The following is a 26,110-nucleotide window of genomic DNA, read 5'->3' as shown; positions in this document are numbered from 1 at the left end:
CGTAGCCCCGGGGGTCCCCAGACCCCGGGCGGTGCCGCCGCTGACATCTGTCCTGTCGCGCCCAAAGGGGCGGCGCCGCCCGGCTCAGCCTTACCCACCACTTCAACAAACTGTTGACGCCCACTTCGCCCCGACCCTAGGCTCCACGAAGCGGAAACACTTTTCCGCTGCCCTCTCGTATCGGAAGGTCACGATGTCGCAGCGCGTGCTCACCACCGAGTCCGGCGCCCCCGTCGCCGACAACCAGAACTCCGCCACCGCCGGCACCGGCGGCCCTCTCCTGCTCCAGGACCAGCACCTGCTGGAGAAGCTGGCGCGCTTCAACCGCGAGCGCATCCCGGAGCGCGTGGTGCACGCCCGCGGCTCGGGCGCCTACGGCCACTTCGAAGTGACCGACGACGTCACGGAGTTCACGTACGCCGACTTCCTGAGCACCGTCGGCCGGCGCACCGAGGTGTTCGTGCGCTTCTCCACCGTGGCCGACTCGCTCGGCGGCGCGGACGCGGTGCGCGACCCGCGGGGCTTTGCGGTCAAGTTCTATACGGAGGAAGGCAATTACGACCTCGTCGGGAACAACACCCCGGTGTTCTTCATCAAGGACCCGATCAAGTTCCCGGACTTCATCCACTCGCAGAAGCGCGACCCGTTCACGGGCCGTCAGGAGCCGGACAACGTCTGGGACTTCTGGGCGCACTCCCCCGAGGCGACGCACCAGGTGACCTGGCTGATGGGCGACCGCGGCATCCCGGCCTCGTACCGGCACATGAACGGCTACGGCTCGCACACCTACCAGTGGACGAACAGCGCGGGCGAGGCCTTCTTCGTCAAGTACCACTTCAAGACCAACCAGGGCATCCGCTCCCTCAGCGCCGAGCAGGCCGCGGAGACCGTCGGCAGGGACGCGAACTCCCACCAGACGGACCTGCTCCAGGCCATCGAGCGGGGCGTGCGCCCGTCCTGGACCCTCTACGTCCAGCTCATGCCGGCGGCCGAGGCGGACGGCTACCGCTTCAACCCGTTCGACGTGACCAAGGTCTGGCCGCACCAGGACTACCCGCTGCGGCGGGTGGGCCGGCTGGTGCTGGACCGCAACCCGGACAACGTCTTCGCCGAGGTCGAGCAGGCCGCGTTCTCCCCGAACAACTTCGTGCCGGGCATCGGCCCCTCCCCCGACAAGATGCTCCAGGGCCGCCTGTTCGCCTACGCGGACGCCCACCGCTACCGCCTGGGCGTCAACCACACCCTGCTGGCCGTGAACGCCCCGAAGGCGACGACCGCGCGGAACTACGGCCGTGACGGCCTCATGGCGGCCAACGCCCAGGGCCGCGGAGCGAAGAACTACGAGCCGAACTCTTACGACGGCCCGGCCGAGACCGGCCGCCCGCTGTCGGCCCCGCTGGCGGTCGGCGGCCACACGGGCACCCACGCGGCGCCCCAGCACACCAAGGACGACGACTTCTTCCAGGCCGGCGAGCTGTACCGGCTGATGTCCGCCGAGGAGAAGTCCCGGCTGATCGCGAACATCGCCGGCGGCCTCTCCCAGGTCTCCCGCGACGACGTGATCGAGAAGAACCTCGCGCACTTCCACGCCGCCGACCCCGAGTACGGGCGGCGCGTGGAGGAGGCGGTCCGCGCTCTGCGCGAGGACTGAACTCCCTGACCGCGTCCGACCGCGCGGGGCGACCCGGATGAGGGGTGGTCGCCCCGGGCACGGACGCGGGCAGGGTGTGGACCGCGGCGGCTGCGAGCCAGTGCGGTGGTGAAGGACCGGGAGCGGGCTTCTCGACCCGAGGGAAGACCGTTCCGGGCCCCGTCGCACCGCCGCGGTCCCAGCACCTCTCTGTGCACCTCTCTCCTCCCTCCCCTCACAGACCCCGTCCGGCGGCGCGAATGTCCTGTCGCGCCCAGCCTCGCGCCGTCGGGCGGCCAGCCCCTTCAGGGTGCGGAACAGCTGCGTCCGCAGGAGCCTGAAGGCATGGCACATCCCACCGAGCATCCGCATGTCGTGGTCCACTCCCCCGCCCTGGACGGATCCCGCCGGGTCACCCTGGGCGAGGAACCCCTGGGCGTCGCCACCCACGCCGACGACGTCGCCGAGATCCTGCGGCTGGCCGACCTGTACGTCACCGATGTCGCGGAGAACGACCTCGTCGAATGGCAGGGCGGCGGCCCGGACGACTGGCCGGGGCTCTCGGAGCACCACGACGCCTGAACACGCCTACGGCACCGGTCGTAGGCTCCGTACGGAACCCTCAAAGGAACCTCTGAACCCGGCCCCGGGGGCTTCAACAGCCCCCGGGGCCGGGCACATTCTCGTCACACGGGGGCCCGTCGGCACGGGGGCGGCGGACCCCGTCACGGGGGTGAAGCCATGAGCGACGGTACGGCGGTCCGGCTGGAGCCGCACGAGATCGCACTGCTGGGGGAAGGCCCGCGGGCCGCCGTCACCGTCGCCGTGGTGGACCTGTACCTGCGAGGGCTGGTGGAGGCCGACCGGCCCGGGACGATACGGAAGGGCATCGCGGACGTCGTGCCCGTGGAGCGGCCGCCGTCCCCCCTGGCGCAGGCGGTGCACACGTCCCTGCGCGAGCCCGCCGGGCTCCGGACACTGGTGAAGGACCCGGACATCCGGATCGCGGTGGCGCTGATGCGCATCCCCCTCGCGGGTGCGGGCCTGCTGCGCTACCCGCTGCTCGGCCCGACGCGCGCCGCCCGCCGCCAGGTGCGGGAGCTGCGGCAGAGCCACCCGCTGCCCGCGAGCAGGCGCGGCCTCACCGACGACGAGAGGCTGCTGGCCGTCGCGCTGCACGGCGAGCCGGCCCTCCACCTGCTGGTGCCGCGCTTCGCCCTGCGGGCGGGGCTGGTCCGCCGGGCCGAGGTGGGCGGCAAGAGCCTCCTCAAGAACTCACCGCGCGGCAGGGGCGGCGGTGGCGGGGGCTACCACTACTGCGGTGGGGGTGGCGGCGGGGGCGGATGTGGAGGCGGTGGAAGCTGACCGGAACGTACAAGGGGCGGCCCGTCCGAATGGACGGGCCGCCCCTCTGCTCGTACGTTCTCCCGCGCGTCAGACCTTCAGCGTCTTGATCGACGTCGGCGCGTGCCCGGGCTCGGTGGCGAGCTCCTCGAACTCCACGACGTTGCCGATGTCGTTGGTGGTCGACATGGAGATGTTGGTGACCCGCTCCAGGATCGCCTCGACGACGACCGGGACCCGGTGCTCCGCGGCGAGCTTCTTGGCCTGCTCGAAGGCGGCGCCCAGCTCGGCGGGGTCGGTGACGCGGATCGCCTTGCAGCCGAGGCCCTCGGCGACCCTGACGTGGTCGACGCCGTAGACGCCGAGCTCCGGGGCGTTGATGTTCTCAAACTCCAGGTTGACCTGGAAGTCGATGTCGAACGCCCGCTGCGCCTGGCGGATCAGGCCCAGGTAGGAGTTGTTGACGAGGACATGGACGTACGGGATCTTGTGCTGCGCGCCGACGGCCAGTTCCTCGAGCATGAACTGGAAGTCGTAGTCGCCGGAGAGCGCCACGACGGACGCCTCCGGGTCGGCCTTGGCGACGCCGAGCGCGGCCGGGACGGTCCAGCCGAGCGGGCCTGCCTGGCCGCAGTTGATCCAGTGGCGGGGCCGGTAGACGTGCAGCATCTGGGCGCCCGCGATCTGCGAGAGGCCGATGGTGGAGACATAGCGGGTCTCCGGGCCGAAGGCCTTGTTCATCTCCTCGTAGACGCGCTGGGGCTTGATCGGGATGTCGTCGAAGTGCGTACGGCGCTGGAGCGTGGCCTTCCGCTCCTGCGCGGCGGCGGCCCACTCCGTGCGGTCGGGCAGCCTGCCCGCCGTCTTCAGCTCCCGAGCCACCTCGACGAACAGCTCCAGCGCGGCCTTGGCGTCGGAGGCGATGCCGTAGTCCGGGGCGAAGATCTTGCCGATCTGGGTGGGCTCGATGTCGACGTGGACGAACTTCCGCCCGGCCGTGTAGACGTCGAGCTTGCCGGTGTGGCGGTTGGCCCAGCGGTTGCCGATGCCGAGGACGAAGTCGGACTCCAGGAAGGTCGCGTTGCCGTAGCGGTGCGAGGTCTGGAGGCCGACCATGCCGGCGTTCAGCTCGTGGTCGTCGGGGAGGAGGCCCCAGCCCATCAGGGTCGGCACGACCGGGGTGCCGGTCAACTCGGCGAATTCCACGAGCAGTTCCGCGGCATCGGCGTTGATGACACCGCCGCCGGCCACGATCAGCGGCCGCTCGGACTCGTTGAGGAGCGTGATCGCCTTCTCGATCTGGGCCCGGGTCGCGGCCGGCTTGTAGACCGGGAGCGGCTCGTACGTCTCCGGGTCGAACTCGATCTCCGTGAGCTGGACGTCGATCGGCAGGTCGATGAGGACCGGGCCCGGGCGGCTGGAGCGCATCAGATGGAAGGCCTGCTGGAAGACGCCGGGGACCTGGGCCGCCTCCAGGACGGTCACGGCCATTTTCGTGACCGGCTTGGCGATCGAGGCGATGTCGACGGCCTGGAAGTCCTCCTTGTGGATCACGGCGGTCGGGGCCTGGCCGGTGATGCACAGGATCGGGATGGAGTCGCCGGTCGCGGAGTACAGGCCCGTGATCATGTCGGTGCCGGCCGGGCCGGAGGTGCCGATACAGACGCCGATGTTGCCCGGCTGGGTGCGGGTGTAGCCCTCGGCCATGTGCGAGGCGCCCTCGACGTGCCGGGCGAGGGTGTGGGCGATGCCGCCGGAGGCCTTGAGCGCCGCGTAGAAGGGGTTGATCGCCGCGCCCGGGACACCGAACGCGTCGGTCACGCCCTCGCGCTTGAGGATCTCAACTGCCGCTCGGGCAGCGGTCATTCGAGCCATCGAGTACTCCTGCTTCGGCTGTCGGATTCGCACTCCCGTCGCGCCCCGCGGTGAGCTCTTCCGTATCATGGAAAACTTCTTCTACGATCTGGAATTAATGTAAGTGGGGTGGACGAAGGCCGTCAAGAGATGGCAAGGGGCGGACAGGCAAGGGCCCGGAGGAGCACGATGGATCCGCTGTCCCGACGCGACGCGGTTCTGGAGTGGACATGGCCGAGACCGTCCCGGTGCGCTGCCCGGCCTGCCACCGCGAGCACCGCTACACGGCGCCGGTGTACCCCTGCGTGTGCGGCGCGCCGGTCGGCCCGCCCCTGGACCGGCACAGCGCGGCGACGCCCGTCTCGCATCGCGTCTGGCAGGACGACTGGGTGACGGTGCGCTGCGCGTCCTGCGGCCGGAGCGGGGAGTGGCCGCGCCCGGAGCTGGGGTGCGCGTGCGGGACGGTACTGCGGGTGCCGGTGGCGGAGGGGCGGGGGCCGGCCGGCCCGGACGACGGGACGGACCAGGATGCGGATGCCGCCCGGCAGCGGTCCACGCCGGACACACGCGACGCCGCGGCCGCCACCGCCATCGCGGGCGCCGCCGCCGCTGCCCCTGCCGCTAGGCCTCCCTTCCGGTCCGTCACCATCCAAACCGCGCGCGACGCCGTCACGGCCGCCGCGCTGTATCTGCGCTGGCTCGGCTACCCGGACGTACGCAGGGCGGACCAGCGCCCCCCGTCCGGCATCGGCCTCGCCGCCCGCGGCGTCCTCGCACAGGTCGACCCGGCCGTGCGCCCCGCGACGCTGCGGGACGTGGAGTGCCTGTGGCTGACGGCCATGACGGAGTCCGCCGACTGCCTCTACTTCTCCCTCACCGGCTACGCGGACGACGCCCGGGCCCGCGCCGACGCCCTGGCCGTCCCCCTGTTCGTCCTCGATCTCACGGGCACACCGCGCCCGGTGAACGCCCCGGCCGAGGCGCTGGACACCGGCGGCACCAGAAAATCGGCACCCTGACCACACCGGCGCGCCCCATACTCACGGCATGCGCACCCGCATCCGCCCCGCGACCGCCGCCGAACTCCCCGCCCTCCAGGACATCGAACGTGCCGCCGGCGCCCCCTTCCGCGACCTCGGCATGCCGGAGATCGCCGACGACGAGCCGCCGGGGCTCGACGTACTGGAGCGCTACCGCCGGGCCGGCCGCTGCTGGGTCGCGGTGGACGAGCGGGACCGTCCGGTGGCGTATCTGCTGGCCGAGCCCGTGGACGGGGCGCTGCACATCGAGCAGGTCTCGGTCCACCCGCGTGCCGCGCGCCGCGGCGTGGGCCAAGACCTCCTGGCACACGCCGCCGGCCACGCCCGCGAGGAGGGCCTGACCGCCCTGACCCTGACCACCTTCGGGGAGGTCCCGTGGAACGCCCCCTACTACGCCCGCCTCGGCTTCCGCACCCTGCCCGAGCCGGACCTCACCCCCGGCCTGCGCGCCATCCGCGCGACGGAGGCCGAACACGGCCTGGACCGCTGGCCACGGGTGTGCATGCGCGCACCGCTGTGACCTACCCCTGCCCCTGCGAGAACCTCTCCCTCAGCTCCACCTTGCGGACCTTCCCGGACACCGTCATCGGGAAGGAGTCGAGGACCTGAATCCTGCTCGGGATCTTGTAGTGCGCCAACTGCCCGTCGCAGAAGGCCCGTAGGTCCTCCAGGGTCGGCGGGGTGGCCGGGTCGCGGGGGATGACGCAGGCCAGGACCTCCTCGCCGTAGTGGTCGTGCGGGACGCCCACGACCTGGACGTCCTGGATGCCGGGGTGGGCGTAGAGGAACTCCTCGATCTCGCGGGGGTAGATGTTCTCGCCGCCCCGGATGATCATGTCCTTGATGCGGCCGACGATCTCGACATAGCCGTCCTCGCGCATCACGGCGAGGTCGCCGGTGTGCATCCAGCGGCCGGCGTCGATGGCCTCGGCGGTCTTCTCCGGCTCGTTCCAGTAGCCGAGCATCACGCTGTAGCCGCGGGTGCACAACTCGCCTGCCGTGCCCCGCGGTTGCGTGACGCCCGTCGCCGGATCGACGATCTTGACCTCGATGTGCGGCAGGACCCGGCCGACCGTGCCGGTGCGGTGCTCCAGGTCGTCGTCCCGGCGGGTCTGGAGGGACACCGGGGAGGTCTCGGTCATGCCGTAGCAGATGGAGACCTCCGCCATGTGCATCTCGGCGACCACCCGCTTCATCACCTCGACCGGGCAGGGCGAGCCCGCCATGATGCCGGTGCGCAGGGAGGAGAGGTCGTACGCCGCGAAGCCGGGGAGGTTGAGCTCCGCGATGAACATGGTCGGGACGCCGTAGAGCGAGGTGCAGCGCTCCTGCTGGACCGCGTCCAGGGTGGCCTTCGGGTCGAAGGACGGGGCGGGGATGACGACGCACGCGCCGTGCGAGGTGGCGGCCAGGTTGCCCATCACCATGCCGAAGCAGTGGTAGAAGGGCACGGGGACGCACACCCGGTCCTGCTCGCTGTAGGCGATCGACTCGCCCACGAAGTACCCGTTGTTGAGGATGTTGTGGTGCGAGAGGGTCGCGCCCTTGGGGAAGCCCGTCGTGCCCGACGTGTACTGGATGTTGATCGGGTCGTCGCAGGACAGCTCCGGGTACCGGGACCGGGCGTCGGGGGTGGCCCGGCCCAGCAGCGCCTCCCAGCTCGGGTCGCCGATGTACACGACCTCGCGCAACTCGGCGCAGCTGCCCCGCACTTGCTCGACCATCGCCCGGTAGTCGCTCGCCTTGTGGCCGACGGAGGCGAACAGCAGGGACACCCCGGCCTGGTTGAGGACGTACTCGACCTCATGGGTGCGGTAGGCCGGGTTGATGTTGACCATGATCGCGCCGATACGGGCGGTGGCGTACTGGACGAGCACCCACTCGGGGCAGTTGACCGCCCAGATGCCCACCCGGTCGCCCTTGGCGACACCGGACGCCATCAGGGCCGACGCCAGCTCGTCCACCGCGGCGCCGAACCGCGCGTACGTCCAGCGCCGCCCGGACGGGACGTCGACCAGCGCCTCGCGCTCCGGCCAGGCGGCCACCGCACGGTCCAGGTTGGCCCCGATCGTGTCGCCCAGCAGAGCCGTCCCGCCGGTTCCATGGCTGTACGAGCTCATCGGAAGTCCTCCTCGCGGTACTCGGCGTCCGAGCCGGCCGCCGTGGCCTCGCGCAGCTCGATGCGGCGGATCTTGCCGGAGACCGTCTTGGGCAGGTCGCCGAACTCCAGACGCCGGATGCGCTTGTAGGGGGCCAGGACCTCCCTGGAGTGCTCGAACAGCACCTTCGCGGTGTCGGGGCCGGGCTCCCAGCCGTCGGCGAGGACGATGTACGCCTTCGGCACGGCGAGGCGCAGCTCGTCCGGGGCGGGGACGACCGCCGCCTCCGCCACCGCCTCGTGCTCCAGCAGCGCGCTCTCCAGCTCGAAGGGCGAGATCTTGTAGTCACTGGCCTTGAAGACGTCGTCCGCGCGGCCGACGTAGGTGATGTAGCCGTCCTCGTCCCTCGCGCCGATGTCGCCGGTGCGGTAGTAGCCGCCGGCCATCGACTCCGCCGTCCGGTCCGCGTCGCCGTGGTAGCCGGTCATCAGGCCGACGGGGCGGCCCGACAGGTCGAGGGCGATCTCCCCCTCGCTCGCGCCCGGGGCGCCCGAGACGGGGTCCAGCAGTTCGACGCGGTAGCCGGGGCTCGGCCGGCCCATCGAGCCCGTCTTGAGCGGCTGGCCGGGGCTGTTGGCGACCTGTACGGCGGTCTCGGTCTGGCCGAAGCCGTCCCGGATGGTGACGCCCCAGGACCGGCGGACCTGCTCGATGACCTCCGGGTTGAGCGGCTCCCCGGCGGCGACGACCTCGCGCGGGCGGGTGCGCAGCTGGGTCAGGTCGGCCTGGATGAGCATGCGCCAGACGGTCGGCGGGGCGCAGAAGGTGGTGACACCGGCCCGGTCCATCTCCGCCATGAGGCGGGCCGCGTCGAAGCGCGTGTAGTTGTACAGGAAGACGGTCGCCTCGGCGTTCCAGGGGGCGAAGAGGTTGGACCAGGCGTGCTTGGCCCAGCCCGGGGACGAGATGTTCAGATGCACGTCGCCCGGCTTCAGGCCGATCCAGTACATGGTCGACAGATGCCCGATCGGGTACGACGTGTGGGTGTGCTCGACGAGTTTGGGCCGGGCGGTGGTGCCCGAGGTGAAGTAGAGCATCAGCGGGTCGTCGGACCGGGTCGGGGCGTCGGGCGTGAAGTCGGCGGGAGCCTCGTGGGCGTCCTCCAGCGACAGCCAGCCCTCGGGGGCGGCACCGGCGGCGATGCGCGTGTAGGCGCCGGGGACCTCGGCGAACTTGCCGGTGTCCTCCGGGCGCGCGATGACATGCCGGACCCGGCCGCGGTCGACACGGTCGCGCAGGTCGGCGGGGCCGAGCAGCGGGGTGGCCGGGATGACGACCGCGCGCAGCTTCATCGCGGCGAGCGCGGTGATCCACAGTTCGGCCTGGTTGCCGAGCATGACGAGGATCCGGTCCTCGGCGCGCACGCCCCGGGCGCGCAGCCAGTTGGCGAACTGTGCCGAGCGTACGGACATCTCCCCGAAGGACAGCCGGGTCTCGCGGCCGTCCTCCTCGACGATGTGCAGGGCGGTGCGGGCGTTGCCATGAGCGATCTCGTCGAACCAGTCGAGCGCCCAGTTGAAGTACTCGGGACGGGGCCAGCGAAAGCCGTCGTAGGCCGTGGCGTAGTCCTCGCGGTGTTCCAGCAGGAAGTCCCGCGCCCCGCGGAACATCTCCGTCGCCGATGTCATCTGTCCTCCTGAGTACCGGACCATTGCCGGGCGGCTCCGAACCATCGTGTAATCCGTGATGCAGGTCTCACTACCCCCGAACGGGGGGTGCGCCCGCACAGGAGCCGTAGTGAAGGGGCGAACAGGTGACAGCAGACGCGTCCGACGCCGTCGAGATACGGAACGCGCTGCTGCGTCTGCGGCGCGCCACCGGCCTCCCGATCGCCTTCGGCGGCCTGATGGAGGCCGGGCGGCAGATGCGCATCAGCGAGCTGAGCGGCACGGCGACGGACGCCCTGCGTTCCCTCGCGGTGACGTCCGGGAACGGGCTGGGCGGCAAGACGGTGGTCCTCGCCCGGCCGTGCGTGGTGACGGACTACTCGGCGTCGCGGCAGATCAGTCACGAGTACGACGCCCCGGTGGCAGTGGAGGGGCTGTGCTCGGTGCTGGCCGTGCCGGTGGTCGTACGGCACGGGGTGCGCGGGGTGCTGTACGGGGCGCTGCGGACGGCCCTGCCGCTGGGCGGGCGCATGCTGGACGCGGCCGTCGAGGCGGCGCGGGACGTGGAGCGGGCCCTGGTCGTGCGGGACGAGGCGCGGACGCTCGCCGCCGGGGGCGGGACGGGCGCGGGGTGGGAGCAGGTGCGGGAGGCGCACGCGGCGCTGCGGGCGATGGCTCCGAGGATCGCGGACCCGGAGCTGCGGGACGAGCTGCTGGGGGCGTGTGCGCTGCTGACGGCCGGGACCGCCTCGCCGGCCCGGGTCCGGCTGGCGCCGCGCGAGGTGGACGTGCTGGCGTGTGTCGCCGCCGGGGCCACCAACGCGGTCGCCGCCGGGCGGCTGGGGGTGACGCCCGAGACCGTCAAGGGGTATCTGCGGTCGGCCATGCGGAAGCTGCGGGCCCGGACGCGGGGCGAGGCCGTGGTGGCCGCGCGGCGGGCGGGATGGTTGCCGTAGGTTTGTGATGGTTTCTGTCGTGCCGGTCCGTTCGATATGCCGAAGGGTTCCCGACGGGGCGTCGCCAGCGTCTTCGGTCGCATTCGGGAGCCCAATGAATTCACCCGTCGGCGTCGGTTGTTATTTCCCTCACCTCGCCGTCCGTCCGAAATTCAAAGAGCTGTTGCCTAATATTGGCCAGGACACGACACACGGAGGGGAGCGGTGACCGTGCCACGGGACTTCCAGGAGCCTCCCAGGAGCCGCCCCGACCTGGTCATCGGCCGGGAGGACCTGTTCACGTCGGCGCGTGAACAGCTGGGCCGAGGCGGAAGTGTGCTGCTCCACGGCCCCGCGGGAATAGGAAAGTCGACCGTCCTGCGGGCGCTGGCCGCGGATTACGGCGGCTCGGCCCGGACCGTGTTGCGCTGCTCGGCCACCGAGTCCGAATCCCATCTGCCCTTCCTGGCGCTGGCCGACCTGTTCGGCCTGGTCCTGGACGAGGTCTCGGGACAGCTGCCCGCCGCCCAGCGCACCGCCCTGGAGTCGGCGCTCACCGGCCGCGGCGAGTCCACCCTCCAGAGCGACGGGCTCGCGCTGCGTCTGGCCGTGCTGTCGGCGCTGCGCGCCCTCGCCGCCGGGGGCCCGGTGCTGGTCGTCGCCGACGATCTCCAGTGGCTGGACGCCGCCAGCGCCGAACTGCTCGGCTTCGCCGCCCGCCGGCTGGGCGACACGCCCGTGCAGATGCTGTGCGCGGTGCGGACCGAGGGCCAGGAGTACGACCGCCATCTACGCGCGTCCCCGCCCGACACGCTCGCCGTCCGGCTGGGCCCGCTGTCCCGTACTCAGGTCTCAGCGCTGCTCGACCACCGCGGCTACACCCCGCTGTCCCGCTCCACGATCCGCGACATCCACCGCACCAGCGGCGGCAACCCCCTGTTCGCGCTGGAACTGGGCCGCGCCCTGGCCGAGAGTCCCGCCCGGCCCCGGCCCGGCGAGCCGCTGCCCGTGCCCACCTCGCTGCGGGCCCTGGTGCTGAGCCGGCTGGAGATGCTGTCGGACGAGGCGCGCCGCACCCTCCTGGTGGCCAGCGCCGGTGCCCGGCCCACACTGGCGCTGCTGCACGCGGCAGGCCGGGAGCATGCCGAGGCCGAGACGGCCCAGGCGGCGGCGCTCGGGCTGCTGGCGACCGAGGCGGAGGGGCCCGCCGTACGGTTCGCGCATCCGCTGATCTCGGCCGCGCTGTACGCGGAGGCCCCGGCCCTGGAGCGGCGGGCCGTGCACGCGGCGCTGTCCACGGCGGCCTCCGACCCGATCGAGCGGGCCCGGCACCTGGCCCTGGCGACCACCGGCACCGACCCGGAGGTGGCGGCCCGGCTCGCCGAGGCCGCCGCGCTGGCCCGGGACCGCGGGGCGCCGTCCATGGCCGCCTCGCTCGGGCTGCTCGCGGCCCGGCACACCCCGGCGGACAGCGCCCCGGGCCCGGACGAGCGGCGGCTGCAGGCGGCGGAGGACGCGATCACCGCCGGCGAGGCCGATCTCGCCCGGGACATCGCCCGTGACGTACTGACGCGTGCCACCGTGCCCGCCGAGCGGGTGCGGGCCTGGATGGTGGTCATCGAGGCGGCCGGCCAGGCGCTCGGCGAGGTCGACGCCGTCTTCCCGCAGGTCCTGGCCGACGCGGGCGACGACCCTCGGCTGCTCGCCCTGGTCCACTACCAGCTGGCCTGGCGCGGCCTGGTCGTGGAGGGCGACTTCGCCGAGGCCCGGCAGGAGGCCGAGCACGCGGCGGAGCTGGCCGCCCGGGGCGGGGACCGGCGCACCGAGCTGATGGCGCTGTCCTTCCAGGCCTCCACCGAGACCCTGATGGGCCATCCGGGCGCGCCCGCGACCGTGAAGCGGGCGCTGCGGGAACCCCAGGACCCGTATGTGGCGTGCCACCACAACGGCGCCGGGTCGGCCCGGTTCCGCTGGCTGATCATGAGCGACCAGCTGCCCGAGGCGCGGTCGACGATCACCGCGCTGCTGCGCGAGGTGCGGCGGCGCGGCATGGTCGAGAGCGAGGTGCACTTCCTGCGCTTCCTCGCCGACACCGAGCTGCGCACCGGGCACTGCGGCCGGGCCCTGGACCTGGCCCGGGAGAGTCTGCGGCTGGCCCGGGACGCCGGGATCGGCGAGGGCGCCTCGGCGATGCTCGCCTCCCTCGCCGAGGCCTCCGCCGGGGACGTGGACCGGGCGCTGGCGCTCGCGCGTGAGGCGGCCGACCACGCCGAGGTCGACGGCGACCAGATGTATCTGTCCCGGGCTCTGGCGGCCCTGGGCTACGCCCAGTTGGTGGCCGGGGACCCGGCGGCGACGGTCCGGTCGCTGCGCCGGGTGCGGGAGCTGGAGCACGGCCTCGGCATCAACGACCCGGCGCGCGGCCGCTGGCACGGCGACCTCGCCGAGGCGCTGGTCCGCATCGGCGAGCCGGGCGAGGCCCAGGACGTCATCGACACCACGCGCGCGCACGCGCTGCGGCTGGGCCGGGAGAGTGTGCTGGCCGTGCTGGACCGGGCCGAGGCGCTGGTGCGGGCGGCACGCGGCGAACACGAGGCAGCGCTGGTCCGGTTGGCGTCCGTGCGGGACCGGCTCGGCAGGCTGGGCTACGGCCTGGAGGAGGCGCGGGCCGCGTTCGCGCTGGCCCGGCTGCGCGCCCAGGCCGCCGCCCTGCCCCGCACCGGGAGCACTCCCCTGCCCGGTTCGGCGTCGTACGACGAGGCCGCCCGGCTGTTCCGGCGCTGCCGAGCGCTGCCCTGGCTGCGGCAGGTCGACGCGGCCGTCGCGGCCGGTTCCACGGCAGTGGGACAGCCGGCCTCCGTCGCGTCGCCCGTGGCGCTGGACGCGCTGGAGGGCCTGGCATCGATGGAGCGTCAGGTCGCCTCGCTCGTGATGGAGGGCGCGACCAACCGGGAGATCGCGGCCCGTCTGTTCATCAGTGTCAAGACCGTCGAGGCGACGCTGACCCGGGTCTACCGGAAGCTGGGGATCCGTTCGAGGGTGGACATCGTCCGCCTCGCCGCCGGCCGCCGCACGACCTGACCCCCACCTGGGTTTACGGGGCGCGACCGAGGGTTTTCCCTGTCCAACTCCCTTAGGGGGTTCCCTCATTGGGAGCCCCCTGTGCCGGGCTCTAGCTTGGGGGCGTGCCGCTCGCCGGGCACACGGAGATCCGAACAACGGCGTCAGGGTCCCCGTGCTTCACACCCACCCGCGCGACCCCCCACCGGCAACTCCCCCCAAGGAGACCCATGTTCGGGTTCAACCGTGCCAAGAAGGCCGCCGCCGTCACCGCGGCTGCCGCTGCCGCCGCCGCGACCGCGCTGCTCACCGCTCCCGCCGCCGTCGCCGCGCCCCAGCCCATCGTCGGCGGTACCACGACCACCACGACCGCGTACCCGTTCGTCATGCAGATCACGGACGCCTCGCAGAACCAGTTCTGCGGCGGCACGCTGGTCTCGCCCACCAAGGTCGTCACCGCCGCGCACTGCATGGTCGGTGAGTCCACCAGTAGCGTGCGGGTGGTCGGTGGCCGCACCTACCTCAACGGCACCAACGGCACGGTCAGCAGAGTCAGCAAGATATGGATCCACCCGAGTTACACCGACGCCACCAACGGCGACGACGTGGCCGTGCTGACGCTGTCGACGTCGATGCCGTACACGACGGCGAAGTACGTCTCCTCGTCCCAGACCTCGGTGTACGCGGCCGGCGCCACCGCCCGCATCCTCGGCTGGGGCACCACCTCCGCGGGCGGCAGCTCCTCCAACCAGCTGCGCACCGCGACCGTACCGACCGTGTCCGACTCCAGTTGCGCGAGCTCCTACGGCTCCGACTTCGTGCAGAGCGACATGGTGTGCGCCGGCAAGACCACCGGCGGCGTGGACACCTGCCAGGGCGACAGCGGCGGTCCCCTGCTCATCGGGGGCGTCCTGGCAGGCATCACTTCCTGGGGCGAAGGCTGCGCCCAGGCCGGTTACCCGGGTGTCTACACCCGGCTGACCACCTTCTCCAACCTGGTCACGACGCAGGTCAACTCGTAACCGATCAGAGCTCCTGAGTACCCCTCAGGTGAAAGACCAGGGGGCGTTGCGGGCCTCCACGAGCGGCCCGCAACGCCCCCTCTCCATGTGCGGTGCGTCATCTCCGTACGGTGCCGAAGCCGATGTCGTACGACGTCCCCGGGTGCATCACGCGCAGCATCCGCTCGCCCTCGGCGGTGACCTCGTCCCGCCGGTCCCTGGTGAGCCGGTCGAAGGGCTCGATCACGAGGGCGTCGTCCTCCAGTCGCCACAGGCCCGCGAGGAAGCCGTCGACGAGGAGCGTGGGGTAGGCGATGTTGCCCTGCCAGGAGCGGCCCCGGTGCTCCTGGGGGACGACGCGGGTCCGGTCGGCGTGGGACAGGAGCAGGTTGTCGAACTCGGGCAGGAAGCGCGGCGGGGCCGGGGTGTCCGGGTCGGGGCGGGGGGCGTCCGGGAGGTCGAAGAGCTCGGCGCCGCCCTCGTCCTGGAAGGTGACGAGTCGCGGGCGGAGTCGTTCGAAGGCGTCCCGCAGACGGGTCAGTCCGGCCCAGGTCTGCATGTCCTTCACCGAGGCCGGGCCGAAGGCGGCGAGGTAGCGCAGGACGACCGCGTCGGGGGCGGGGGCGGGTTGGGCGGGGCGGCCGAGCCAGTGCTCGGCGGTGGTGAGACTGACCTGCCCGCTGCGGCCCCACAGACCGCGCGGGGTCACCTGCACGAGCGGCAGCCGGCACCGGGCGGCGACGGCCAGGGCCTGCGGATCGGCGTCGGGCCACTCCTGGAGCAGGGCCTCGCGCAACTGTTTCATCGTGCGGGGCCCGGCCTCGACGAGGTCCCGGGCGAGAGCCGCGAGCCGGTCCAGGTCGACACCGGCGAGTCCCTTGCGGAACTGGACCAGCTCCCGGTCCCGGGCGGGCTGCACCAGCGGTCTCAGGGTGAGGCAGTCGTCCGCGGTGTGGGTGTGGATGGTGGAGCGCATCGTGACGATACGCACGACCTCGCGGTCGGCCATCGGCTTCGCCAGCGCCTCGGGGTCGAACCCGTCGAGGCGGGCGGCGAGCGCGTAGTACGGCGGCTTGACGTTCTGCGCCTGGAGACCGACCAGATGTTCGACGGCCGCGACGGCGGACATCCGGGCGGGGCGCAGCAGCAGTTGCCGGTCGAGGGTGGCGCGGTTGAGGGCACGGGTACCGAGGACGCTCCGCTGGGTGTTCGCCATGGGGGCACCGTAGCCGGGCTTGCGGACAGGTTCTGTCCGCGACGGCCGTGAGTCCCGGAGCCGGTGGTAATCCGGGCGCGGCGGGGTAAAGGGAGTCGATCAGCCCCCGTCGAGAAGGAGCCGAGGATGACCGACGACGCCTACCTGTTCCTGCTGGACGACCCGTCCGCGCCCCTCGGCGTCACCCCCGCCGCGGTCGGGGATCTCGCGTGCATGGAGACTCCCGCGGTACGCGCGTGGCTGGACGCGCAGGGAAGCACACCGGCCTCGCCGCGGCTGCGTCTGCTGCCGCCGGAGGAGACGGCGGCGATCCCCGAGGGAGCGGAACGGCTGCCGGTCCCCCTGGGCGACGAGGAGTTGAACCGGGTCCGCCACCTGAACGCACCGCAGTCGCTCGCCCGGATCGAGGAGGAACTGCTCGCCTTCCGCGACTGCGCGGACGGCCGGGACGGCCTGATCGCCCGCGCGCTGGCCGCCGGTGTGGCACCGCACCGCGTCGTCGAACTGACCGGGGTGGACCCCGCGACGGTGACCGCGGCGGCGAGCCGCTGACGTCGCGGCGGCCGCCCCGGTGTCGTCACGCGCCGGGTCCGGGGTCCGGGCGGACCGGTGATGTGATGCCGGCGCGGGCCGCCTCCAGCTGGGCGGCGAACGCGATGCCGAGGAAGAGCGCGACGGCGGTGAGGTTGGCCCACAGCAGCAGGGCGATGAAGGCGGTGAGCGGCCCGTACACGGCGCCGAAGGCACCGCTCTCCTCGACGTACAGCGCGAGCAGCCAGGTGGCCGACACCCACAGCAGGAGGTGCACGGCCGAGCCGAAGGCCAGCCAGGTGTAGCCGGGCTGGACGCGGCGGGGCGACCAGCGGAAGATCACGGCGGAGGCCATCCAGGCCAGCGCGAGCCCCACGGGGATGTCGAGCACACTCCACCACTGCGGCCCGCTGCCCTCCCATCCCGCGGACTTCGCCACCGCGTCGCCCACGGCCTCGCCGGCGACCAGGGCGACGAACCCCAGCACCAGGGGCAGACCGGCGGCGAGCGCGAGAACGATCCCCCGCGCGTACTTACGCGGGAAGGGACGGTCGCGCTCGATGCCGTAGATACGGTTGGCGCCGCGCTCGATCTGGCCCATGGCGGAGGCGAGGTTCAACAGCGCGAATCCCAGGCCGAGCCACAGGGCGAGCGTGCTCCAGACGTCGCCGTGGGCGGTGCGCCGCGTCCCCTCGAAGGCGTCCTCGACGATCTGGGCGCTGGCACCCGGCACGATCCGGCCGAGCGTGAGCTCGATGATCCGGCCCACGCCCTCGGTGTGCACCGAGGTGGCCAGCCCGACGAGCGCCACGGTGCACGGAACCAGTCCGAGCACCACCTGGAAGGCGAGGGCCCGCGCGTTGCTGAAGCCGTCCGCGTAGCGGAACCGTGCGAAGGAGTCGGTCAGCAGCCGCAGTCCCCCGTAGTGGCGCAGGGCGGTGAACGCCTCGTCTCCGGAGAGCTCGTCTCCGATCATGTCCCGGGTCTGGGGGACGTGGACGGCGGTACCCATGGCGTGGACGCTCCTTGTCGGACGGCTGGTCCTTGTCCGGTTTCCCCGTCCTTTTCCCCCGACGCCGCACCCACGTACCGGCCTTCGGGGGAATTCCGTGGACTCACCGCGGTCCGGCGGGCGGTGGGTGGTACGGGCATGAGATGGCCGCGTCTGCCGAACCGCCCGCCTCGCCGCCCGGACGACCGGGCGGCGAGGAGCCGCGCGTCCCGGCCCTGCTGCGGACCGCTGCCGCGTACGCCTGGCGGATCATCGCCGTCGGCATCGTCGTCCGGGTCGCCTTCTCCGTGCTCGGGCAGTTCCACCGGATCGCCGTCGCCGTCTTCCTCGGTCTCGTCATCGCCGCCGTGCTGCGCCCCGCGGCCGCTCTGCTGGCCCGGTTCATGCCCAGGCCGCTCGCGGTCGGCATCGCGATCGTCGGCGGCATCGTCCTCGTCCTCGGGGCGCTGGCCCTGGTGGGCGAGACCGTGGCGGATCAGCGCCGCGGACTGGAGCGGGAGTTCGTGGCGGGGATCGACCGGATCGAGCGGCAGCTGGAGGAGCCGCCGTTCCGGCTGCCCGCGGACGCCTTCGCCGATCTCCAGTCCCGGATCGGCAAGCTCCTGTCGAGCCATCGCTCCACCCTCATCAGTACGGCGCTCAGCGGCGCGAGCCGGCTGCTGGAGGTGCTGACCGTGCTGGCCCTGGCCCTGTTCTGCGCGGTCTTCTTCACACACTCGGGCGAGCGGCAGTGGCGGTGGGTGTGCGACCAGCTCCCCGACGGGGCGCGGCGGCAGGTCACGGTCGCGGGCCGGGCCGCCTGGCGGACCTTCACCGGCTACACGCACGGCATCCTGCTGGTGGCGGCGACCAACGCGGTCCTCGTGGGCATCGCCCTGTTCGCCCTCGGGGTGCCGCTCGCCGTGCCGCTGGCGCTGCTGGAGTTCCTGGCCGCCTTCATCCCCTTGATCGGCTCGCCGATCGCCCTGGCGGTCGCGGCCGTCGTCGCGCTGGCGACGAAGGGGCCGCTCATCGCCCTGGTGGTGGTGGCCCTGATCGTGATCATCGGGCAGATCGAGGGCCACCTCCTGCACCCCATCGTGATGAGCTGGGCCGTCCGGCTGCACCCGGTGGTGGTGGCCCTGGCGGTCGTCGGCGGAGCGGTGGCGGCGGGCGTGATCGGTGCCGTGGTGGCGGTACCGCTGGTGGCCGTGGTGTGGTCCGTGTACCAGGCGTTGCGCGGGTCCGGGGACCAGGTCACGACACCGGCGTGAACGCTGTCCGGGGCAGGGGAGACCGGGGCCACAGTCAGGGAGAGGGCAAGGTCACAGCCGTGCCCACTGCTGCTCTTTCGTTAACGTGGCCTAACATCCGAGCATGACGGTCCTGCCTGACGACGGGCTTGAGCTGGCCGGCGAGTTCCCTGATGTGCCCCATGAGCAGTGGCAGCGCCTTGTGGCGGGCGTGCTGCGCAAGTCGGGCAAGGACGTCGAGGGAGCCGAGGCCGAGGAAGCCCTGTCCACCGCCCTCGAGGACGGGTTGCGCACCCGGCCCCTATACACCGCCCGTGACGCCGCGCCCGAGCCTGGTCTCCCCGGGTTCGCGCCCTTTGTGCGCGGCGGCCGTGCCGAGGGGAACACGGTCGGCGGCTGGGACGTACGGCAGCGGCACGCGGTGGCCGACAACGCAACGGTGCTCGCGGACCTGGAGAACGGCGTCACCTCCCTGTGGCTGACCGCGGGCGAGGACGGCATTCCGGTGCCGTCCCTCGGCAAGGTCCTCGACGGCGTCTATCTCGACCTGGCACCCGTCGTCCTCGACGCGGGACGCGAGACCGAGCCCGCCGCACGGGAGTTGCTGCGGCTGTACGGGGAGCGGGGCGTCGCCCGGGACGCGGCGCGCGGCAACCTGGGCGCGGACCCGCTCGGTCACGAGGCCCGTACCGGACAGGGGTACGACGTCGCGCCGGTGGCGGATCTCGCGCGGCTGTGCGCCGGGGAGTACCCGGGGCTGCGGGCGCTGACCGTGGACGCGCTGCCGTACCACGAGGCCGGCGGTTCGGCCGCCCAGGAGCTGGGCTGCTCGCTGGCCACGGCGGTGGCGTATCTGCGGGAGCTGACCGAGGCCGGGCTGAGCGTCGAGCAGGCGTGTGCGCAGATGGAGTTCCGGTACGCGGCGACCGCCGACCAGTTCCTGACGATCGCCAAGCTGCGGGCCGCGCGCCGGCTCTGGGCGAGGGTCGCCGAGGCCTGCGGGGCCCCGCGCGCCGGCGCCCAGCTCCAGCACGTCGTCACCTCACCGGTGATGATGACGCGCCGCGACCCGTGGGTGAACATGCTGCGCACGACCATCGCGACGCTGGCCGCGGGGGCGGGCGGGGCCGACTCGGTCACCGTGCTGCCCTTCGACCACGCGCTCGGCCTGCCGGACGCGTTCGCCCGCCGTATCGCCCGCAACACCTCCACGATCCTCATCGAGGAGTCGCATCTGTCCCGGGTGATCGACCCGGCGGGCGGCTCCTGGTACGTGGAGCGCCTCACCGACGAACTCGCCCACGCGGGCTGGGAGTTCTTCCGGCGGATCGAACGGCTCGGCGGCCAGGCGGCCGCCCTGCGGTCGGGCGACCTAGGCCAGGACCTCGCCGACACCTGGGCGGCCCGCAGCGGCAAGCTCGCCAAGCGGCGCGAACCCATCACCGGCGTCAGCGAGTTCCCCCACATCGCCGAGAAGCCGGTCGTCCGGAAGCCCGCTCCCGAGCCGCGGTCCGGCGGGCTGCCGCGGGTGCGTCGCGACGAGGCGTACGAGGCGCTGCGCGCCCGCTCCGACGCCCACCTCGTGGCGACCGGCTCCCGGCCCCGGATCTTCCTGGCCGCGATCGGCCCGGCCGCGGCCCACACCGCACGCCTGACCTTCGCCTCGAACCTCTTCCAGGCGGGCGGCATCGAGCCCGTCACGGAGGGCACCTTCGAGGAGAGCGGCGCGAGCGAGGCCGTGCTGTGCTCCAGTGACGCCCTGTACGAGGAGCGGGCCGAGGCGGTGGCAGGGCGGCTCAAGGCCGCCGGCGCCGCGCAGGTGTTCCTCGCCGGGCGGCCGGGGAACCACCCCGGTGTCGACTCGTACGTCTTCGCGGGCTGTGACGCCGTCGCCGTGCTGTCCGCCACCCTCGACCGCATGGGAGTGTCCTGATGGGAATCCCCGACTTCTCCGGGATCGAACTGGGCACCCCGGCCGCCGACGGCGGGCCCGACGAGTGGCGTACGGCGGTCAAGAACGCGTCCGGCGGGGACGACCTGCTCTGGGAGACCCCGGAGGGCATCGCCGTCAAGCCGCTGTACACCGGCCGTGACCTGGAGGGCCTGGACTTCCTGGACACGCGCCCGGGCCAGGCGCCGTATCTGCGCGGCCCGTACCCGACGATGTACGTCAACCAGCCCTGGACGATCCGCCAGTACGCCGGTTTCTCCACGGCCCAGGAGTCGAACGCCTTCTACCGGCGCAACCTCGCGGCCGGGCAGAAGGGCCTGTCGATCGCCTTCGACCTGCCCACGCACCGCGGCTACGACAGCGACCACCCGCGGGTGACCGGTGACGTCGGCATGGCGGGCGTGGCCATCGACTCCATCTACGACATGCGCCAGTTGTTCGACGGCATCCCGCTGGACAAGATGACCGTGTCGATGACGATGAACGGCGCCGTGCTGCCGGTGCTGGCGCTGTACATCGTGGCGGCGGAGGAACAGGGCGTACCGCCCGAGAAGCTGGCCGGGACCATCCAGAACGACATCCTCAAGGAGTTCATGGTCCGCAACACCTACATCTATCCGCCGTCGCCGTCGATGCGGATCATCTCCGACATCTTCGCGTACACCTCGCAGCGGATGCCGCGCTACAACTCCATCTCCATCTCCGGCTACCACATCCAGGAGGCCGGTGCGACGGCCGACCTGGAGCTGGCGTACACACTCGCGGACGGCGTGGAGTACATCCGCGCGGGCCGTGAAGCCGGCCTGGACGTGGACGCGTTCGCGCCCCGGCTGTCGTTCTTCTGGGCGATCGGCATGAACTTCTTCATGGAGGTCGCCAAGCTGCGGGCGGCGCGCCTGCTGTGGGCGAAGCTGGTGAAGCAGTTCGATCCGCAGAACTCCAAGTCCCTCTCCCTGCGCACCCATTCGCAGACCTCGGGCTGGTCGCTGACCGCGCAGGACGTGTTCAACAACGTGACGCGCACCTGCGTCGAGGCCATGGCGGCGACCCAGGGACACACGCAGTCGCTGCACACCAACGCCCTCGACGAGGCGCTGGCCCTGCCCACCGACTTCTCGGCGCGCATCGCCCGCAACACGCAGCTGCTGCTCCAGCAGGAGTCCGGCACCACCCGCGTGATCGACCCGTGGGGCGGCAGCGCGTACGTGGAGAAGCTGACGTACGACCTGGCGCGGCGCGCCTGGCAGCACATCCAGGAGGTCGAGGCCGCCGGCGGCATGGCCAAGGCCATCGACGCGGGCATTCCCAAGCTGCGCATCGAGGAGGCCGCGGCCCGCACCCAGGCCCGGATCGACTCCGGGCGGCAGCCGGTCATCGGCGTCAACAAGTACCGGGTCGACAGCGACGAGCAGATCGACGTGCTCAAGGTCGACAACTCCTCGGTGCGGGCCCAGCAGGTCGAGAAGCTGCGGCGGCTGCGCGAGGAGCGGGACGAGACCGCCTGCCGGGACGCACTGGACGCGCTGACCCGGGCCGCCGGCGGCGAGGGCAACCTGCTGGAGCTGGCGGTGAACGCCGCCCGCGCCAAGGCCACCGTCGGGGAGATCTCCGACGCCCTGGAGAAGGTGTACGGGCGGCACGCGAGCCAGATCCGTACCATCACCGGCGTGTACCGCAACGAAGCCGGAGAGTCCCCGTCCGTGGACCGCACCCGCACTCTCGTGTCCGACTTCGAGGAGGCCGAGGGCCGCCGTCCGCGCATCCTGGTCGCCAAGATGGGCCAGGACGGCCACGACCGCGGCCAGAAGGTGATCGCCACCGCCTTCGCCGACCTCGGCTTCGACGTGGACGTCGGCCCGCTGTTCCAGACCCCCGCCGAGGTGGCCCGGCAGGCCGTCGAGGCCGATGTGCACATCGTCGGGGTCTCGTCGCTGGCGGCCGGTCACCTCACCCTCGTACCGGCGCTCCGCGAGGCGCTGGCCGAGGAGGGGCGCGAGGACATCATGATCGTGGTCGGCGGGGTGATCCCGCCGCAGGACGTGCCCACGCTGCTGGAGATGGGCGCGGCGGCCGTCTTCCCGCCCGGGACGGTGATCCCGGACGCGGCGTACGACCTGGTGAAGGGGCTGGCGACCGACCTCGGGCACGAGCTGTGATCGATGTCGACGCGTATGCGAAGGGCGTACTCGACGGGAAGCGGGCGATCATCGCCCGCGCCATCACGCTCGTCGAGTCGACCCGGCCCCAGCACCGGGCGCTGGCCCAGGAGTTGCTGACAGAGCTGCTGCCGCACAGCGGGCGGGCCCGGCGGATCGGCGTCAGCGGGGTGCCGGGCGTGGGCAAGTCGACGTTCATCGACGCGTTCGGCACGCTGCTGACCTCGCTCGGGCACCGGGTGGCCGTCCTCGCCGTCGACCCCTCCTCCAGCCGCACCGGCGGCTCGATCCTCGGCGACAAGACCCGCATGGAGCGCCTGGCCGTGGATCCGGCCGCGTTCGTCCGCCCCTCCCCCACGGCGGGCACGCTGGGCGGAGTGGCGAAGGCGACCCGTGAGTCGATCGTGGTGATGGAGGCGGCCGGCTACGACGTGATCCTGGTGGAGACGGTCGGCGTCGGCCAGTCCGAGACCGCGGTCGCGAACATGGTCGACTCCTTCCTGCTCCTCACCCTCGCCCGCACCGGCGATCAGCTCCAGGGCATCAAGAAAGGCGTCCTGGAACTGGCCGATGTGATCGCCGTCAACAAGGCGGACGGTCCGCACGAGCGCGACGCCCGCGCCGCCGCACGCGAGCTGGCGGGCGCCCTGCGCCTGATGCACGGCAAGGACGCGGCCTGGACCCCGCCCGTGCTCAGCTGCAGCGCCCGCGAGTCGGCCGGTCTGGACACCGTGTGGGAACGCCTGGAGCAGCACCGCACCCTGCTGGACTCGACCGGCCGCCTCACCGCCAAGCGCCGTGACCAGCAGGTCGACTGGACCTGGACCATGGTCCGCGACGAACTCCTCGGCCGTCTGAAGGCCGACCCGGCGGTACGGGCACTGGCGCCCGGCCTCGAGCAGCGGGTCAGGGACGGCGAGTTGACACCGACCCTGGCCGCCGAGCGGATCCTCGGGGCGCTCGGGGGCTCCGAGCAGGACATTCTCTGAGCTGATTCCTGGCTGATTCCGGCCGGAGCGGGGCGAGTCTTGGCCCCCCAGCCGGAATCCATGCACCCCACTTGCATGATTATGCGTGATGATACATACTCTTCCTATGTCCAAGGTCCTCACCTCCCTGCCCGCCGGCGAGCGCGTCGGCATCGCCTTCTCGGGCGGTCTCGACACCTCCGTCGCGGTCGCGTGGATGCGCGACAAGGGTGCCGTCCCGTGCACCTACACCGCCGACATCGGCCAGTACGACGAGCCCGACATCGCCTCGGTGCCCGGCCGTGCCAAGACCTACGGTGCCGAGATCGCGCGTCTGGTCGACTGCCGTGCGGCGCTGGTCGAGGAGGGCCTGGCCGCGCTGACCTGCGGCGCGTTCCACATCCGCTCGGGCGGGCGGGCGTACTTCAACACCACGCCGCTCGGCCGTGCCGTCACCGGCACGCTCCTGGTCCGGGCGATGCTCGAGGACAACGTCCAGATCTGGGGCGACGGCTCGACCTTCAAGGGCAACGACATCGAGCGGTTCTACCGCTACGGCCTGCTCGCCAACCCGCACCTCAGGATCTACAAGCCCTGGCTGGACGCGGCCTTCGTGACCGAGCTGGGCGGCCGCAAGGAGATGTCGGAGTGGCTGCTCGCCCACGGGCTGCCCTACCGGGACTCGACGGAGAAGGCGTACTCCACCGACGCCAACATCTGGGGCGCCACCCACGAGGCCAAGACCCTGGAGCACCTGGACACCGGCGTCGAGACCGTCGAGCCCATCATGGGCGTCCGGTTCTGGGACCCCGAGGTCGAGATCGCCGCCGAGGACGTGACGATCGGCTTCGACCAGGGCCGCCCGGTGACGATCAACGGCAAGGAGTTCGCCTCCCCCGTCGACCTGGTCATGGAGGCCAACGCCATCGGCGGCCGGCACGGCCTGGGCATGTCGGACCAGATCGAGAACCGGATCATCGAGGCCAAGAGCCGCGGCATCTACGAGGCGCCCGGCATGGCGCTGCTGTACACGGCCTACGAGCGGCTGGTCAACGCGATCCACAACGAGGACACCCTCGCCCAGTACCACGCCGAGGGGCGGCGGCTCGGCCGGCTGATGTACGAGGGCCGCTGGCTGGACCCGCAGGCGCTGATGATCCGCGAGTCGCTGCAGCGCTGGGTGGGCGCGGCCGTCACCGGCGAGGTGACGCTGCGGCTGCGGCGCGGTGAGGACTACTCGATCCTCGACACGACCGGCCCGGCGTTCAGCTACCACCCGGACAAGCTGTCCATGGAGCGCACCGAGGACTCGGCGTTCGGCCCGGTGGACCGGATCGGCCAGCTCACCATGCGCAACCTCGACATCGCCGACTCGCGCGCCAAGCTGGAGCAGTACGCCGGCATCGGCCTGATCGGCACCGGCAGCCCCACGATCGGCGCCTCGCAGGCGGCCGCGACCGGCCTCATCGGCACCATGCCGGAGCTGCCCGAGGGCGGCGCCGAGGTCATCGCCTCCCGCGGCGAGGTCTCCGAAGAGGACGCTTGGCTGGACCGCGCGGCGATGGAGTCCGGCACGGACTGACCGGCCCCCGACAGCAACGCGAAGGCCGGCTCGACACCGTCGAGCCGGCCTTCGCGTTTCCCGGGGCCGTGATCAGCGGTTCGGGCTCGAGCACGGCGTTGACTCCCCCGGGGCCTCACCGTAGGTTCACGTGCCATGCAAGAACCCACGGGTCGAGCGAGGAAGCCGTTGCAGCAGACCAGCATGCAGGCCAGGGTCGCCGAAGAGCTGCGGCAGATGATCATCAGCGGTGAGCTGCCGCCTCGCTCCGGCCTGTCCGAGATGGCCCTCTCGGAGACGTTCGGCGTCAGCCGCACCCCCATTCGCGAAGCCCTCAAGCAACTACAGACCGAGGGCCTGGTGGAGGTGCGGCCACGGGTCGGCACGTTCGTCGCGGTGCCCTCGCGGCGGGAGATCACCGAGCTGTTCCAGATGAAGGAGCTGCTGGAGGGCGCAGCGGCCCGGCTGCTGGCGTTCCGCGGGAACGTGCCCGAGGTGGAGCGGCTGCGGACCAATATGCGCGAGGCCGACGAGGCCGTCCGCGCGGGCGACGCGGAGCGCTACGCGGAGCTGGTCCACGAGTTCCACGACCTGATCGTCATCGGCGCGGACAACACCAAGCTCGACGCGTACTACCGCTCGCTCATGAACCAGCTGGCCTACGGGCGTCTGGTCCGCACCTCCCTGACCCGGCCGGGCCGTCTCACCCAGTCCGACACCGAACACCACCGCGTGCTCGACCTGATCCTCGCCAAGGACGGCGACGGCGCGGAGCGCGTGATGCGCGAGCACGTCCGCCGCAGCCACCAGGCGCTCATGGCGGAGATGGACGAGCGGCGGGAGGGGTAGCCGC

The 26,110-nt window shown here is 72.1% G+C and carries 20 protein-coding genes; 15 read left to right on the top strand and 5 right to left on the bottom strand.

Annotation, left to right across the window (positions count from 1 at the left end; translation table 11 throughout):
- Window positions 1-193: 193 nt before the first annotated feature.
- From ACFT32_RS32810 to ACFT32_RS32800, 3 genes are all read left to right on the top strand, one after another.
- Window positions 194-1,651: a catalase gene (locus ACFT32_RS32810; RefSeq protein ID WP_382496536.1), complete on the top strand. Its 1,458-nt coding sequence runs from the start codon at window positions 194-196 to the stop codon at window positions 1,649-1,651.
- Between the two features lie 324 nt (window positions 1,652-1,975).
- A complete protein-coding gene (locus ACFT32_RS32805; protein WP_382496535.1) occupies window positions 1,976-2,212 on the top strand; it encodes a hypothetical protein in 237 nt (78 codons plus the stop codon).
- A gap of 159 nt (window positions 2,213-2,371) precedes the next feature.
- Window positions 2,372-2,995 (top strand): TIGR04222 domain-containing membrane protein, encoded by a 624-nt coding sequence (locus ACFT32_RS32800; RefSeq protein WP_382496533.1) that lies wholly within the window; start codon window positions 2,372-2,374, stop codon window positions 2,993-2,995.
- Between the two features lie 69 nt (window positions 2,996-3,064).
- On the opposite strand, the gene gcl is transcribed toward ACFT32_RS32800, so the two are convergent.
- Window positions 3,065-4,849 carry a glyoxylate carboligase gene (gcl, locus tag ACFT32_RS32795; protein WP_382496531.1) on the bottom strand — a complete coding sequence of 595 codons (1,785 nt, stop codon included), beginning with the start codon at window positions 4,847-4,849 and terminating at the stop codon, window positions 3,065-3,067.
- 209 nt (window positions 4,850-5,058) lie between these two features.
- On the opposite strand from gcl, the gene ACFT32_RS32790 reads away from it, so the two are divergent.
- Both ACFT32_RS32790 and ACFT32_RS32785 read left to right on the top strand, forming a co-directional pair.
- Window positions 5,059-5,847, top strand: coding sequence for a hypothetical protein (locus tag ACFT32_RS32790; protein WP_382496529.1), 789 nt, complete (start codon window positions 5,059-5,061; stop codon window positions 5,845-5,847).
- A 28-nt stretch (window positions 5,848-5,875) separates the two neighbouring features.
- Window positions 5,876-6,388: a GNAT family N-acetyltransferase gene (locus ACFT32_RS32785; RefSeq protein WP_382496527.1), complete on the top strand. Its 513-nt coding sequence runs from the start codon at window positions 5,876-5,878 to the stop codon at window positions 6,386-6,388.
- 1 nt (window position 6,389) lies between these two features.
- On the opposite strand, the gene ACFT32_RS32780 is transcribed toward ACFT32_RS32785, so the two are convergent.
- Entirely contained in the window at window positions 6,390-7,988 is a 1,599-nt protein-coding gene (locus ACFT32_RS32780) for an AMP-binding protein (protein WP_382496526.1), read from the bottom strand.
- Window positions 7,985-9,655: an AMP-binding protein gene (locus tag ACFT32_RS32775; protein ID WP_382496524.1), complete on the bottom strand. Its 1,671-nt coding sequence runs from the start codon at window positions 9,653-9,655 to the stop codon at window positions 7,985-7,987. Before ACFT32_RS32775 ends, ACFT32_RS32780 begins: the two co-directional genes overlap by 4 nt.
- A gap of 125 nt (window positions 9,656-9,780) precedes the next feature.
- On the opposite strand from ACFT32_RS32775, the gene ACFT32_RS32770 reads away from it, so the two are divergent.
- From ACFT32_RS32770 to ACFT32_RS32760, 3 genes are all read left to right on the top strand, one after another.
- The gene (locus ACFT32_RS32770) at window positions 9,781-10,590 is read left to right on the top strand and encodes a LuxR C-terminal-related transcriptional regulator (protein WP_382496522.1); all 810 of its coding nucleotides are present in this window, start codon (window positions 9,781-9,783) and stop codon (window positions 10,588-10,590) included.
- A gap of 204 nt (window positions 10,591-10,794) precedes the next feature.
- Window positions 10,795-13,650: an AAA family ATPase gene (locus tag ACFT32_RS32765; RefSeq protein ID WP_382496520.1), complete on the top strand. Its 2,856-nt coding sequence runs from the start codon at window positions 10,795-10,797 to the stop codon at window positions 13,648-13,650.
- Between the two features lie 209 nt (window positions 13,651-13,859).
- Window positions 13,860-14,651 carry a S1 family peptidase gene (locus tag ACFT32_RS32760; RefSeq protein ID WP_382496519.1) on the top strand — a complete coding sequence of 264 codons (792 nt, stop codon included), beginning with the start codon at window positions 13,860-13,862 and terminating at the stop codon, window positions 14,649-14,651.
- Between the two features lie 97 nt (window positions 14,652-14,748).
- Here the strand turns inward: ACFT32_RS32760 and ACFT32_RS32755 are convergent, their stop codons facing one another.
- Window positions 14,749-15,846 carry a winged helix DNA-binding domain-containing protein gene (locus ACFT32_RS32755; RefSeq protein WP_382496517.1) on the bottom strand — a complete coding sequence of 366 codons (1,098 nt, stop codon included), beginning with the start codon at window positions 15,844-15,846 and terminating at the stop codon, window positions 14,749-14,751.
- Window positions 15,847-15,972: 126 nt separating this feature from the next.
- Here ACFT32_RS32755 and ACFT32_RS32750 point away from each other — a divergent pair, with 126 nt between their 5' ends.
- Window positions 15,973-16,398, top strand: coding sequence for a DUF6003 family protein (locus ACFT32_RS32750; RefSeq protein WP_382496515.1), 426 nt, complete (start codon window positions 15,973-15,975; stop codon window positions 16,396-16,398).
- A 25-nt stretch (window positions 16,399-16,423) separates the two neighbouring features.
- Here ACFT32_RS32750 and ACFT32_RS32745 read toward each other — a convergent pair whose 3' ends face one another.
- On the bottom strand, window positions 16,424-17,389 hold the full coding sequence (locus ACFT32_RS32745) for a YihY/virulence factor BrkB family protein (protein WP_382496514.1): 966 nt from the start codon (window positions 17,387-17,389) through the stop codon (window positions 16,424-16,426).
- 143 nt (window positions 17,390-17,532) lie between these two features.
- On the opposite strand from ACFT32_RS32745, the gene ACFT32_RS32740 reads away from it, so the two are divergent.
- The 6 genes from ACFT32_RS32740 to ACFT32_RS32715 all read left to right on the top strand — a co-directional run bounded on the left by ACFT32_RS32740 (window position 17,533) and on the right by ACFT32_RS32715 (window position 26,106).
- Window positions 17,533-18,642, top strand: coding sequence for an AI-2E family transporter (locus tag ACFT32_RS32740; RefSeq protein ID WP_382496512.1), 1,110 nt, complete (start codon window positions 17,533-17,535; stop codon window positions 18,640-18,642).
- 103 nt (window positions 18,643-18,745) lie between these two features.
- Window positions 18,746-20,554, top strand: a complete 1,809-nt coding sequence (locus tag ACFT32_RS32735; RefSeq protein WP_382496510.1) for a methylmalonyl-CoA mutase family protein — start codon at window positions 18,746-18,748, stop codon at window positions 20,552-20,554.
- Window positions 20,554-22,728, top strand: a complete 2,175-nt coding sequence (gene scpA, locus ACFT32_RS32730; RefSeq protein WP_382496508.1) for a methylmalonyl-CoA mutase — start codon at window positions 20,554-20,556, stop codon at window positions 22,726-22,728. Before ACFT32_RS32735 ends, scpA begins: the two co-directional genes overlap by 1 nt.
- Window positions 22,725-23,717 (top strand): methylmalonyl Co-A mutase-associated GTPase MeaB, encoded by a 993-nt coding sequence (meaB, locus tag ACFT32_RS32725; protein WP_382496506.1) that lies wholly within the window; start codon window positions 22,725-22,727, stop codon window positions 23,715-23,717. The genes scpA and meaB overlap by 4 nt, the downstream gene beginning before the upstream one ends.
- A 106-nt stretch (window positions 23,718-23,823) precedes the next feature.
- Complete coding sequence (argG, locus tag ACFT32_RS32720; protein ID WP_382496504.1) at window positions 23,824-25,278, top strand: argininosuccinate synthase; 1,455 nt, start codon at window positions 23,824-23,826, stop codon at window positions 25,276-25,278.
- 168 nt (window positions 25,279-25,446) lie between these two features.
- Window positions 25,447-26,106 (top strand): GntR family transcriptional regulator, encoded by a 660-nt coding sequence (locus ACFT32_RS32715; protein WP_382496502.1) that lies wholly within the window; start codon window positions 25,447-25,449, stop codon window positions 26,104-26,106.
- Window positions 26,107-26,110: the final 4 nt, after the last annotated feature.

This window comes from Streptomyces sp. NPDC057002, assembly GCF_042673825.1.
GTDB lineage: Bacteria > Actinomycetota > Actinomycetes > Streptomycetales > Streptomycetaceae > Streptomyces.
This window is presented reverse-complemented; position numbering and strand designations above follow the sequence as displayed.

Coding starts and splice junctions, on each gene's coding strand:
- ACFT32_RS32810 (WP_382496536.1), top strand. CDS start 194: ATGTCGCAGCGCGTGCTCACCACCGAGTCCGGCGCCCCCGTCGCCGAC.
- ACFT32_RS32805 (WP_382496535.1), top strand. CDS start 1,976: ATGGCACATCCCACCGAGCATCCGCATGTCGTGGTCCACTCCCCCGCC.
- ACFT32_RS32800 (WP_382496533.1), top strand. CDS start 2,372: ATGAGCGACGGTACGGCGGTCCGGCTGGAGCCGCACGAGATCGCACTG.
- gcl (WP_382496531.1), bottom strand. CDS start 4,849: ATGGCTCGAATGACCGCTGCCCGAGCGGCAGTTGAGATCCTCAAGCGC.
- ACFT32_RS32790 (WP_382496529.1), top strand. CDS start 5,059: ATGGCCGAGACCGTCCCGGTGCGCTGCCCGGCCTGCCACCGCGAGCAC.
- ACFT32_RS32785 (WP_382496527.1), top strand. CDS start 5,876: ATGCGCACCCGCATCCGCCCCGCGACCGCCGCCGAACTCCCCGCCCTC.
- ACFT32_RS32780 (WP_382496526.1), bottom strand. CDS start 7,988: ATGAGCTCGTACAGCCATGGAACCGGCGGGACGGCTCTGCTGGGCGAC.
- ACFT32_RS32775 (WP_382496524.1), bottom strand. CDS start 9,655: ATGACATCGGCGACGGAGATGTTCCGCGGGGCGCGGGACTTCCTGCTG.
- ACFT32_RS32760 (WP_382496519.1), top strand. CDS start 13,860: ATGTTCGGGTTCAACCGTGCCAAGAAGGCCGCCGCCGTCACCGCGGCT.
- ACFT32_RS32755 (WP_382496517.1), bottom strand. CDS start 15,846: ATGGCGAACACCCAGCGGAGCGTCCTCGGTACCCGTGCCCTCAACCGC.
- ACFT32_RS32750 (WP_382496515.1), top strand. CDS start 15,973: ATGACCGACGACGCCTACCTGTTCCTGCTGGACGACCCGTCCGCGCCC.
- ACFT32_RS32745 (WP_382496514.1), bottom strand. CDS start 17,389: ATGGGTACCGCCGTCCACGTCCCCCAGACCCGGGACATGATCGGAGAC.
- ACFT32_RS32740 (WP_382496512.1), top strand. CDS start 17,533: ATGGCCGCGTCTGCCGAACCGCCCGCCTCGCCGCCCGGACGACCGGGC.
- ACFT32_RS32735 (WP_382496510.1), top strand. CDS start 18,746: ATGACGGTCCTGCCTGACGACGGGCTTGAGCTGGCCGGCGAGTTCCCT.
- scpA (WP_382496508.1), top strand. CDS start 20,554: ATGGGAATCCCCGACTTCTCCGGGATCGAACTGGGCACCCCGGCCGCC.
- argG (WP_382496504.1), top strand. CDS start 23,824: ATGTCCAAGGTCCTCACCTCCCTGCCCGCCGGCGAGCGCGTCGGCATC.